The organism is Chryseobacterium contaminans, from assembly GCF_001684955.1.
In the GTDB taxonomy this organism is placed as follows: Bacteria; Bacteroidota; Bacteroidia; order Flavobacteriales; family Weeksellaceae; genus Chryseobacterium; species Chryseobacterium contaminans.
Map to the genome: position 1 here is coordinate 17580 of NZ_MAYF01000223.1, position 12415 is coordinate 29994.

Below are 12415 nucleotides of genomic sequence, written 5' to 3' on the forward strand. Positions count from 1 at the left end.
TTATTTTACATGTTTTTCGTTGACTCCAGAATCTCAATATTCTTTACAATATCGTTGCTTTCGCATTTTTTAAGTTCTTTAAGCAGGGCAGGAGTCATAATTTTGGGATTTAAGATTTGTGTCGCAACTTTTGCCGCCGCATAATCCACAATATTAATAACCTGTTCTTTCAGAAAATTAGGGGTATTGGATGCAATCACAGCCGTTGCCCATGAAGTATCCCTGGCTTTGGAAATCGCAAAATCCAGTATGGCATTATCTTTTCCATTGGAAAGCTGATCGATGAGTTGTACCGGGTAGCATATTTTGTTCAGAGAGTCCTGTACTTTCTGATTGATGGAAGCAATCACATTATTTATATTTTCAAAATCTTTTTTTAACGGATTAATTTTACAGTAAGGCATAATGGATGCCGCAGAAATTCCCAGATCCAGATTAATATGTGCATTCATGCCCAGAAAAATATGCTGCAAGATCAGGAGGTCTTTATTTTTGGTTGCCTCAAAGGCAATATACCAGGAGTGGGTACATTTTCTACCATTGCTGTAGTTTTCCCAGGCTTCAAGATAGCGTTGTGCAAAAGCGATATCCAATGTTGTCATTCTCGGATTGTCTTCAAACTTCTTTTGTTGGATTCCTTTTAAAACCTGGGCGGTCATAATCCGGTAAGTACAGGCGAAATAACCTGCGGGACTTTTGTTTTCCTTACACCAGATAATAATTTCATCCAATTTTGTCAGGACTTCTTCAATGGTTTTCATGATAGCTTTTATTTATTTAAAGGTAATATTAAAATCTGTAGTAATTTGATAATAAAAATGTATATTTATTTCAATTTAGAGAGAAATAAAATAAGAGGTGTCCGAAAATCTTAGAGTAGGAATAATAAAACTAAAAACAACTATGAAAAATATAAAAGCTTTAAACAGAAAAAGAGTTAAAGTCTATCAATGGTGGTGAGTACACCAATTGTGAAGTTCCATTAGAATATGGAGTTTGCAAGCCAGGATATACTTTCTGCAGCAACCCGTACTGCTGTGTACAGGCAAGAAAACCTTATATATGCATTGATTATTAAAAATAGAATAGGCTTTCATCACTAAAAGCCTATTCTATTGTAAGGGATAAAATATTAAGGATTTTCCTTTGCAATTTCGTCATGATGCTTAAGATACAAAGGCAGAGCTGCGGAACCGTACCAAGGGAAAATTTCATAACTGAAAACTCCTGCTTGAACTGCAGGATCTGTTTTTACCCACTGCTCAGCTTCTTCTTTAGACTTGGTGTTGAAAATAAACATTCCACGGTAGTTTTCCTTATTCTTTTCAAGCAAAGGTCCGGCTACCACAATTTTTCCTTCATTGGCCAGTTTGCCGATGTTCTCCATGTGTCCTTTCATTAAAGAACTCATCCTGGTTTTATCCTCAATTTTTGTTGTACCGGTTGTTAGCATAACGATGGTGTAAGGCTTCATTCCGTATTGGTCAGCACCTAGAGATGTGGCTAATTCCTGATTAAATTTAGGCTTATCAGTTGTCTTTTCCTGTGCAAAAGAGAATGATGATATGAAGAGGATAGCAATAAGTAATGTTTGTGATTTCATCTTGTTTTATTTTGATAAATATAATAAAACCTTACAGATCTCTGAGAACCGAATTTCAAAAAGAGGAAATGACACAAAAAAACCTCGATGGTTACGAGGTTGTATTTAATAGTTCTGGTGAGATTGCCTTAGTCTTTTATTCTTAAAAACTCTTTAGCCAGCTCAATCATCTTTGGATCACCTGTATATTTTCCATGTTCATCAGAAAGTTTTACAGTTGGGATCCATTCTTTATTAGGAGCCTGTACTCCGATAAGTTTCATTACAATATTCATAGGTTTTAATCCCACATCATTTGTTAGGTTGGTTCCTATTCCGAAGGAGATTCCGATTTTTCCTCTGCAGTAATTGGTGATTTCTTCTACCTTTTCAAGATTTAAAGCATCTGAGAAAATGATATATTTAAACATCGGATTAATCCCGTTTTTCTGATAATGAGCAATGGTTTTATCTGCAAATTCCAGAGCATCTCCACTATCATGGCGTACACCATCAAAAAGCTTAGCGAATTTTTTGTCAAACTGCTGGAAGAAAACATCCGTAGTATAGGTGTCGGAAAGAGCAACTCCCAAATCTCCTCTGTAAACATCTACCCAATGTTCCAAAGCCATTTCATTAGCCATTTTGAAACCATATTCAGCAGCATGGAACATAAACCATTCGTGAGCATGAGTTCCGATAGGCTTTACCCCATATTTCATCGCAAAATGTACATTCGAGCTTCCGATGAAGGTAGAGTCTTTTTTCTGTGTTAGAGCTTCCATCACCAAATTTTGTACCTTATAAGAATGTCTTCTTCTGGTTCCAAACTCTGCAAAGGTTACCCCAAGCCTGCCTAAAGAATCTGCTTTCTCAAGTGTTTTACTCATTACTACTTCATTGGCATCTCTCTCCATATGATTCATTTCATAGTGTAATTCACTGATTAATGCCAATAACGGAACTTCCCAAAGAATGGTTCTGTACCAAAGTCCTTCAACAATTACAGAAAGATCTCCGCCTTCCTGTCGGATTTTCACTTCAGACGGATCATAATGATAACCTTCCAGAAAATCCAGATAAGGAAGATCTATATAAGGGCATGTTCTGGCCATGAATTTCTTTTCATCCTTGGTAAGTTTAAGTTCAGCCATTTTATTAACGGCTTCTCTTAAAGCTACATCAAAGCCTTCCGGAAAATGATGTTTCCCTCTGTTGATAAACTCATATTTAACAATAGAACTTGGAAAAAGTTTTACCACGGCATTTTGCATGGTTATTTTATAGAAATCGTTATCCAGGATAGAGTTGAGTCTTACGTCATTCATAATATGTGTAATTTTAACGCAAATATAAACATTAAAAATAAAATCGCCTAAATGTAAGGCGATTTTTTTGAAATATTCTGATGATCTTATCGGTTTATTTCCCTAAATAAGAATTATACATCCAAACTTCTTTCTCCTGCTCGGTAATATAATCGCTCATCTGAGAGTTGGTACCTTCATCACCAGCCTGATCTGTAATATCTAAAAGCTCTCTCTGAAGATCAATTACTACTTTGAACGAGCTAAGGATTTGTTCTACACTTTTAGTGCCATCTGTTACCTCCTTGCTTTCTTTAATGGTGGCTACTTTTAAATAATCAGAGTAGTTGTGTGCAGGAGTAGCTCCCAATGTAAGGATTCTTTCCGCTATTTCATCAATTTTTAAAACTAAGCTATTGTAAAGTTCTTCAAACTTCGGATGAAGGGTGAAAAACTGATCTCCTTTAATATTCCAATGGGAGCCTCTTGTGTTCTGATAAAATACAGAATAATTGGCTAAAAGTACATTTAATTTTTCTGCTATTTTCTTGCAGTCGGCTTCTTTAAGCCCTATAATACTAGCGTTTTTCATAAGTTTATCTTTTTATATATCTCAAAGTTACGAAATATCGTGCCGAATAGCCTGTGATATCAATAGATGATAACTATAAGAAAATTTTTTAAAATAGTTTGGAAGTATTAATATTGCAAATAATGAAGGCTCTATCTATGATAACAAGGGAAAAGTTGAAATTATAGGTTGAATTGATTGGTCTTATCACGTTTATATTTAAGTTAAAATGAAAATAGCCCGAAATATAGGTTTACGCAGCTTTTTGCTGTCTTTTATCTTTTTTTTCTCAGTTTGCCTGTTGTATTATATCATTTCAGTTCTCAAAACTGACGGAAACTATATCTATTTAATGGATGATGCCTACATTCACCTTGCCATGGCGAAGAATTTTGCATTGTATGACGTATGGGGGATGACGAGGTACCAGTTTTCCTCTACTTCTTCTTCTCCATTATTTACTTACATCCTTAGTGTATTGATTCAGATTTTTGGAAATAATGATCAGATTCCTTTGTATTTCAATATTATTTTTAGTGTCGGGATTCTTTATATCCTCTCAGAATATTATGCTGAAATTTTTAATGATGTTAAAAAAACGGTCTTAGCAGTACTTTTTACAACTTTCTTTATTGTGCTTCCTTTGAACCTCCTTTCAGGAATGGAGCATGTTTTCCAGGTGTTTTTATTTGCTGTTAATATCTTTTGCTTTTATCATTATAACCAGAGTAAATCCGCAATATTTGGATTTTATTTAAGCTTGTTGTTGATGGGGGTAGTCCGTTTTGAAAGTATGTTCTATTTTGTCATTCTGGCTTGTATGTTTGCTTTGGTGAGAAAATGGAAAGAAACAGTATTCATTTTATTTTTAGGTTTCATTCCCATTATTATATTTTGTATTTATAATTATCAGCAGGATGGTTATTTCTTTCCAAATTCAGTAGTGGTAAAAGGAACAAAACTAAGTTTTGATGCCCAAATATTAAACCAGATTAAGGTAATTTTACTGGACAATCTTTTACTGAATATTAGTTTTTATAAAATAGGTTTTTTTCCTCTCTTGCTGTGTGCAATATTCATCTTCAGAGACTTGAAGACGAAAACATTAAAAGAAGTATTGAAAGATAACTTTTTATTAATTGTCTTCTCATTGGTGATGGTCTGCCATGCTATGTTTGCTGATTTAAAAGGACTCTTAAGGTATGAAGCCTATATTCTCACAGGATTTTGCATGGTATTGATACCAAAATGCAAAGGCTTGTTCTTCAATGTTGTGGATTATATTAAAAAAGAAAAAATGGTAAGCCTTTTGATTTCGGCTAATGTTTTACTGATGATATATAAATGCTGGGTTGCTCATCCTATTATGTGTAATGGCGGAAAGAATATTTATGAACAACAGATACAATCTGCAAAATTTCTGCATCAGTTTTATAATACATCTAAAGTAGTAGCGAATGATATTGGAGCAATCAGTTATTATACAAATATTCATTTATTGGATATTGCAGGCCTTGGATCTGTAGAAACTATTCATTTCAATGAAAATAAAAAAGGATTTGACCAAGAATTTGGGAGCTTTCTTAGTAAATATTGTCTGGACCATCAATATGAGATTGCTGTTGTATATGAAGGCTGGTTGCAGGGATATGTTCCCTCTTACTGGAAAAAGGCAGCCACTCTAAAAATTGAAGATAAGATAACAGTCGCGAGGCTGGAAGTTTCCCTGTATTCTATAAACATCAGGAATCTGGAAGAGCTCAAACAAAATATCAAAACATTTAATTGGAATAAAAATGTTACCGTTACAATAATAGAATAGATACAAATTTTTCTTCTTTTCAGAGGTTCTTTATTTCCCGTATTGTTGACTTTCTTTTTAATTTCTTAAGGAATAGATAACAATTTCTTAATGAATCCGGAGATTGTGTTGTCTAGCTTTGCACTCGAAATATAATATCAAGTAAAAAGCAATGAAGAAGTTTTTCCTGTACTCTATTTTATCATTATTCATGTTGTCATGCAGTAATAATGATACAGATGCACAAACACAGACACCCACTCAGCCTACAAAACCAGAGGCTAAATATCAAACTAAAAATGTAATTCTTCTTGTTGTAGACGGTCCCCGCATTTCTGAAACCTGGGAAGCTGCCAACAAAGAAAATATTCCTAACAGGGTAAGCTTATTGAATCAGGGTGTTTTTATCAGTAATTTTAAAAACAACGGAACTACAAATACGAACCCTGGGCACAGCGCAATGTGTTCGGGAGTGTATGAGAATATCAAAAATAATGGGACAGAATTACCAGGCTTTCCATCTATAATGCAGCAGTGGTTGAAGTTCACCGGAGCAGATAAAACCAAAGCATGGGTAATTGCCTCTAAAGATAAACTGGAAGTTTTGAATGATTGTAAACTGGCAGATTGGAAAGGGAAATTCCAGCCAAGCGTAGACTGCGGAGTGAGCGGAAACGGAACAGGATATCGTGATGACCTTATTACGATGACAAAAACCAAAGAGGTTATGACAAAATATAGCCCGAATGTTATCGTAATCAATCTTAAAGACGTTGATTCTTATGGCCATGCCAATAAATGGGATGAATATATCAAAGCCATTAAAACTACAGATGCTTCCATAAAAGAAATCTGGGATTACATCCAGTCATTGCCTGCTTATAAGGATAAAACTACACTTATCGTTTCTAATGATCACGGTAGACATTTAGATGCAAACGGAGGCTTTGCAGAGCATGGCGACGATTGTGCAGGATGCAGACATATTGAATTTTTTGCTATGGGCCCGGATTTTAAAAAGAATACTACCATTAGCACAGGAAACTATGAACAAATTGATATTGCCAGTACAATGGCTGAACTCTTAGGGGTTCCTGCGCAATACATGAAAGGAAAAATAATTAAGGATGCCTTTAAATAAAACTTTGATTTTTTGATACTAACCTCCATTGCTTACAATGATTCAACAATATAAAAGTAATGGAGGTTTTTGGTGGTTTTGGAAATGAATGAAGAAAATTTATTGTAAAATAAAATTTCATAACTGCTTGTCAATTAAAAAAATATTATTATTTTTGCAGCCTAAAATAAAAAGCAATTAAATGCCTACTATTCAACAATTAGTAAGAAAAGGAAGAGCCACGCTTGCCAAGAAGAGCAAATCGGCTGCCCTTGATTCTTGTCCACAAAGACGTGGAGTATGTACGAGAGTATATACTACTACACCTAAGAAACCTAACTCTGCACTTAGAAAAGTAGCAAGGGTAAGACTTTCAAACGGTAAAGAAGTTAACGCCTATATCCCGGGCGAAGGACATAATCTTCAAGAGCACTCGATAGTATTGGTTAGAGGCGGAAGGGTGAAAGACCTACCGGGAGTACGTTACCACATCGTAAGAGGTGCATTAGACACAGCTGGTGTAAATGGAAGAACACAGAGAAGATCTAAGTACGGAGCTAAGAGACCTAAACCAGGACAAGCTGCTGCAGCTCCTGCAAAAGGTAAGAAAAAATAATCATTAAATAAGGTACAGAAGCAATGAGAAAGACAAAAGCGAAAAAAAGACCGTTGTTACCAGATCCGAAATTTAATGATCAATTGGTAACGAGATTCGTAAACAATTTAATGCTAGACGGTAAGAAGTCTATCGCATTCAAAATTTTCTATGATGCATTAGATATCGTAGAAACTAAAAAAGGAGATTCTGAAAAAACAGCCCTTGAAATCTGGAAAGATGCATTAACAAACGTTATGCCTCACGTAGAAGTACGTTCTAGAAGAGTAGGTGGAGCTAACTTCCAGATTCCTATGCCAATCAGAGCTGATAGAAAAATTTCTATGGCAATGAAATGGTTAATTAGCTACTCTAAAAAGAGAAATGATAAGTCTATGGCTTTGAAATTAGCTAATGAAGTTGTAGCTGCTTCAAGAGAAGAAGGTGCAGCTTTCAAAAAGAAAACTGATACTCACAAAATGGCGGAAGCTAACAAAGCGTTTTCACACTTTAAATTCTAATCTGAAATGGGTAGAGATCTTAAATATACAAGAAATATTGGTATTGCTGCGCACATTGATGCAGGTAAAACTACCACTACAGAAAGGATTTTATTCTATACAGGGGTAAACCACAAAATTGGAGAGGTTCACGATGGTGCTTCTACAATGGACTGGATGGAGCAGGAAGCAGAAAGAGGTATTACTATTACTTCTGCTGCAACTACTTGTTCTTGGAACTTCCCAACAGATCAAGGAAAACCTGTTGCTGATACTAAACCTTACCACTTCAACATTATCGATACACCGGGACACGTTGACTTCACTGTAGAAGTAAACAGATCTTTAAGAGTATTAGATGGATTAGTGTTCTTATTCTCTGCAGTAGATGGAGTAGAGCCTCAGTCTGAAACAAACTGGAGACTTGCTGACAACTACAAAGTTGCTAGAATGGGATTCGTAAACAAAATGGACAGACAAGGTGCTGACTTCCTTAACGTGGTAAACCAGGTTAAAGAAATGTTAGGATCTAACGCAGTTCCAATCGTTTTACCAATCGGTGCTGAAGAAGATTTCAAAGGTGTTGTTGACTTAATTAAAAACAGAGCGATCATCTGGGATGAAGCAGGACAAGGAGCTACTTTCGAAGTAGTGCCAATTCCTGAAGACATGAAAGATGAAGTTCTTGAATATAGAGAGAAATTAGTAGAAGCTGTTTCTGAGTATGACGAAACTTTGATGGAGAAATTCTTTGAAGATCCGGACTCAATTACAGAAGAAGAAATCAATGCTGCATTGAGAGCTGCTACTATCGATTTATCTATTATCCCAATGACTTGTGGTTCTTCATTCAAGAATAAAGGAGTACAGTTTATGTTGGATGCAGTATGTAAATACTTGCCTTCTCCATTGGATAAAGATGATATCAAAGGTACTGACCCAAGAACAGACGCTGAAATTACAAGAAAGCCATCTGTAGATGAGCCTTTCGCAGCTCTAGCATTTAAGATTGCTACTGACCCGTTCGTGGGAAGATTGGCATTCTTCAGAGCTTACTCTGGAAGACTTGATGCAGGTTCTTATATCTTGAACTCTCGTTCAGGAGATAAAGAAAGAATCTCAAGAATCTATCAGATGCACGCTAACAAGCAAAACCCAGTAGAATATATTGAAGCTGGTGATATTGGTGCAGCAGTAGGATTCAAGTCTATCAAAACTGGTGATACAATGTGTGATGAGAAAAACCCAATCGTTCTTGAATCGATGGTTTTCCCTGATCCGGTAATCGGTATCGCTGTTGAGCCTAAAACTAAAGCTGACCAGGATAAAATGGGTAACGCTCTAGCTAAATTGGCTGAAGAAGATCCAACGTTTACTGTTAGAACTGACGAGGCTTCTGGACAAACGATCATCTCTGGTATGGGTGAGCTTCACTTAGATATCATTGTAGACCGTATGAAGAGAGAATTCAAGGTTGAAGTAAACCAAGGACAACCTCAGGTAGAGTACAAAGAAAACTTAACAAGAGTTGCCAACCACAGAGAGGTTTACAAAAAACAATCTGGAGGTAAAGGTAAATTTGCTGACATTGTATTTGAACTAGGACCTGCAGACGAAGGTAAAGTTGGTTTAGAATTCATCAATGAGATCAAAGGTGGTAACGTTCCTAGAGAATTCGTTCCTGCAATTGAAAAAGGATTTAAAGCTGCAATGAAGAACGGTCCATTGGCTGGTTTCGAAGTTGAAGGTATTAAAGTTACTCTTAAAGATGGATCTTTCCACGCAGTGGATTCTGACGCTCTTTCTTTCGAAATGGCTGCTAAGCTAGGATTTAAAGAAGCTGGTAAAGCTGCTAAACCGGTAATTATGGAGCCTATTATGAAACTGGAAGTTGTAACTCCGGAAGAATATATGGGTAACATCATTGGTGACCTTAACAAGAGAAGAGGTACTATCAGTGGCCAGGAAGAGAAAAACGGTGCTGTTGTAATCAAAGGTTCTGTTCCACTTTCTGAAATGTTTGGATACGTAACTACTCTAAGAACACTTTCATCAGGAAGAGCTACTTCTTCTATGGAATTAGAGAAATACGCACCAACTCCACAAAACGTTGCTGAAGAAATCATAGCTAAAGCAAAAGGTTAATTTTTAAACTAAAGAAATGTCACAAAGAATCAGAATAAAACTAAAATCTTACGATTACAACTTGGTAGACAAGTCTGCTGAGAAAATCGTAAAAACGGTAAAGGCTACTGGTGCTGTTGTAAACGGTCCAATTCCATTGCCAACGAATAAGAGAATCTTCACAGTGTTGAGATCTCCGCACGTAAACAAGAAAGCAAGAGAGCAGTTCCAATTATCAGCTCACAAGAGACTAATGGATATCTACTCTTCTTCTTCTAAGACTGTTGATGCTCTAATGAAATTAGAACTTCCTTCAGGTGTAGACGTTGAAATTAAAGTGTGATAACTGCATACTTTGCAATGATTATACAATCCGTTCCTTTTTAGGGACGGATTTTTTATACCCATTATTTCACTTATCATATTATAAGCTATTGAAATCAAATTTATTCTAAGATGAATTTGATTTTTTTGCTTTTTATTATTGATAATCATTAGAGGGTATCAGGAGCTTATTTTTAATGGTTAGATCACTGTGCTGGTATTTTTTTATCAGAGTTATGATGATATTATTGATCCCATATTGAAGGTTGCAGATAAGGTGACATATCTCACCTTTGTTTATTTATTTAGAATTATTAAAAATAATAATTTTGCAAAAAAATTATTGATGTTTAGAACAGTATCTTTTTCCTTACTTGTTTTAGGATCAGCTTTGGCAAGCGGTCAGAAAACGAAGGACACGTTAAAAAGTAACCAAATTAATGAAGTAGTAATAACGGGTTCAGGGTATGCTCAGAAGATCAAAGACACTCCGGCAACTATTTCAGTGATTTCCCAGGCAGACCTTAAAAAGAGAGCTTACAGGGATATCACGGATGCATTGCAGGATGTTCCCGGAGTTTTCGTTACAGGAGGAGGAAGTACAAGTGATTTTTCAATAAGAGGAGCTGAATCTGGCCAAACCCTGGTTTTAATTGATGGTAAAAGAATCAATACAAGAGAAACAAGACCAAACTCAGATGGTCCTGGTATTGAACAGGGATGGATGCCCCCTTTGGAAACCATTGAAAGAATTGAAGTGGTAAAAGGACCAATGTCTTCTTTATACGGTTCTGATGCAATGGGAGGAGTTATCAATATCATCACTAAGAAACTTAGTGGCGGCTGGAGAGGATCTGTTGGAACAAGTTTGATACAGCAGGTACACAAAGAATCAGGAAATACCTATCAGATTGATGGCTATGCCGCAGGATCTTTAGTGAAAAACCTTCTTCAGATGAAAGTCACAGGAAGTTATTCGGACAGAAATGAAGATAAATTTGTAGGCGGATTTACCGAAAGAGTGATCAAAGCTTTTGGTACAGAATTCAGCCTTACTCCAGATACAAAAAATACCTTTAAGCTAAGCTACGATTATAACCGCCAGGAAAGAAACCAGAATCCGGGTTATTCATTAGGTCCTAAAGCAAAGAGCTCACGCAATAACTACGAGAGAAACGTATTGGCATTAAGTCATAAAGGAGATTATTCAAATTTCCATACCAATTCTTATATCCAGTATGACAATACCAACAACCCGAACAGGGATATGAGATATGAAACATTCTCGGCATACAGTCTCAACAACTTCAATATTAAAGATCATGTAATCAGCTTTGGGGCAGAGTATAGATACGAAAGGCTGAATGATTTAGGAAACAAAATGAAGTCTGAAAACGGCGAAGTGGTAACCAAGCTAACCCGTTGGAACTGGTCTGCTTTTGCAGAAGGAAACTGGAAGCTGGTGGATAGACTACACTTGGTTACAGGTGCCCGTTTGGATAATGATGAGAACTATGGTTCCAACTTTACACCAAGAGGATATTTAGTATGGAGTGCTACCAATAATTTTACCTTTAAAGGAGGGGCTTCATGGGGATATAAAGCACCAGGCTTGAGAGCGGTAAACCCAGGATGGGGACAGGTAACCGGTGGTGGAACCCAGGATGGAGTAATCATTGGAAACAAAGATCTTAAACCAGAAAAAAGCTTTAATCAGGAGCTTACGGTAATGTTTGAAGATAATAAGAAAGTGATTAACCTAAGTGTAACAGGGTTCAATACAGACTTTAAAAACAAATTGGTAGAAGTTAGAAAATGTAATAACAGCGAAGAGTGTAAACAGTTTGAAGCTTTATACAATCATATCTATGATTTTATCTCAACCAGAGAAAACCTTGGTAAAGCAAACAGCATGGGGCTTGAAGCCAATCTTGGAGTAAACGTATCAAAGGATATTGTATTAAAAGCAAACTATACCTATACAGATACCAAGATTAAATCTGACGAAATTCCTTCCCTTTACAATAAACCCTATGCAAGAATTCCTAAGCATATGGCTAACGTAAACTTATCATGGAAGGCCAATGACAGCTTTGAATTCTGGTCAAGAGGAAACTACAGAAGCGTAAGCCAGCCGGGAGTAAGCAGAGGAAAAGCACAGGAATATCCAATTCCATCTTACTTCTTATTAGATTTAGGAACGGTATACAGACTGAACAAACATGTTCGTTTCACTTTTGGAGTATATAACCTGTTGGATAAAGATATCCGTAATGATACAACAGATCCGGCGACAAACTTTGGTTTTAGAATCGATGGAATCAGATATCAGTTTGGAGCGAACTATTTCTTCTAAACCCAATGGTTTTAAAAAAAAACTGATGAAATACAATAAAAATGTTCTTACAAAAGAATATTGGAAGAGATTTTGTATAGGTAGTGCGAACCTGCTACTCGGAAAAGTTTTCACTTGGGCTAAAAGTAAGTAATA

General features: G+C 36.1%; 11 protein-coding genes. 7 read left to right on the top strand and 4 right to left on the bottom strand.

Annotation, left to right across the window (positions count from 1 at the left end):
- Positions 1–5 precede the first annotated feature (5 nt).
- The 4 genes from BBH99_RS12055 to BBH99_RS12070 all read right to left on the bottom strand — a co-directional run bounded on the left by BBH99_RS12055 (position 6) and on the right by BBH99_RS12070 (position 3481).
- Positions 6–761, bottom strand: coding sequence for a DUF5995 family protein (locus BBH99_RS12055; protein ID WP_066695900.1), 756 nt, complete (start codon positions 759–761; stop codon positions 6–8).
- Positions 762–1132: 371 nt separating this feature from the next.
- A complete protein-coding gene (locus BBH99_RS12060; RefSeq protein ID WP_066695902.1) occupies positions 1133–1603 on the bottom strand; it encodes a YciI family protein in 471 nt (156 codons plus the stop codon).
- Between the two features lie 128 nt (positions 1604–1731).
- Positions 1732–2910, bottom strand: coding sequence for a nicotinate phosphoribosyltransferase (pncB, locus tag BBH99_RS12065; protein ID WP_066695910.1), 1179 nt, complete (start codon positions 2908–2910; stop codon positions 1732–1734).
- Positions 2911–3004: 94 nt separating this feature from the next.
- Complete coding sequence (locus BBH99_RS12070; RefSeq protein ID WP_066695912.1) at positions 3005–3481, bottom strand: Dps family protein; 477 nt, start codon at positions 3479–3481, stop codon at positions 3005–3007.
- A gap of 208 nt (positions 3482–3689) precedes the next feature.
- Here BBH99_RS12070 and BBH99_RS12075 point away from each other — a divergent pair, with 208 nt between their 5' ends.
- The 7 genes from BBH99_RS12075 to BBH99_RS12105 all read left to right on the top strand — a co-directional run bounded on the left by BBH99_RS12075 (position 3690) and on the right by BBH99_RS12105 (position 12280).
- The gene (locus BBH99_RS12075; RefSeq protein ID WP_123873154.1) at positions 3690–5282 is read left to right on the top strand and encodes a hypothetical protein; all 1593 of its coding nucleotides are present in this window, start codon (positions 3690–3692) and stop codon (positions 5280–5282) included.
- Between the two features lie 151 nt (positions 5283–5433).
- Positions 5434–6402 carry an alkaline phosphatase family protein gene (locus BBH99_RS12080; RefSeq protein WP_066695917.1) on the top strand — a complete coding sequence of 323 codons (969 nt, stop codon included), beginning with the start codon at positions 5434–5436 and terminating at the stop codon, positions 6400–6402.
- 181 nt (positions 6403–6583) lie between these two features.
- The gene (gene rpsL, locus BBH99_RS12085) at positions 6584–6997 is read left to right on the top strand and encodes a 30S ribosomal protein S12 (RefSeq protein ID WP_002983146.1); all 414 of its coding nucleotides are present in this window, start codon (positions 6584–6586) and stop codon (positions 6995–6997) included.
- Between the two features lie 23 nt (positions 6998–7020).
- Positions 7021–7497 carry a 30S ribosomal protein S7 gene (gene rpsG / locus BBH99_RS12090; protein ID WP_066695920.1) on the top strand — a complete coding sequence of 159 codons (477 nt, stop codon included), beginning with the start codon at positions 7021–7023 and terminating at the stop codon, positions 7495–7497.
- Between the two features lie 6 nt (positions 7498–7503).
- Positions 7504–9621, top strand: a complete 2118-nt coding sequence (gene fusA, locus BBH99_RS12095; protein ID WP_066695922.1) for an elongation factor G — start codon at positions 7504–7506, stop codon at positions 9619–9621.
- Between the two features lie 16 nt (positions 9622–9637).
- On the top strand, positions 9638–9943 hold the full coding sequence (gene rpsJ, locus BBH99_RS12100) for a 30S ribosomal protein S10 (RefSeq protein ID WP_002661363.1): 306 nt from the start codon (positions 9638–9640) through the stop codon (positions 9941–9943).
- 327 nt (positions 9944–10270) lie between these two features.
- The gene (locus BBH99_RS12105; protein WP_066696087.1) at positions 10271–12280 is read left to right on the top strand and encodes a TonB-dependent receptor domain-containing protein; all 2010 of its coding nucleotides are present in this window, start codon (positions 10271–10273) and stop codon (positions 12278–12280) included.
- Positions 12281–12415 lie beyond the last annotated feature (135 nt).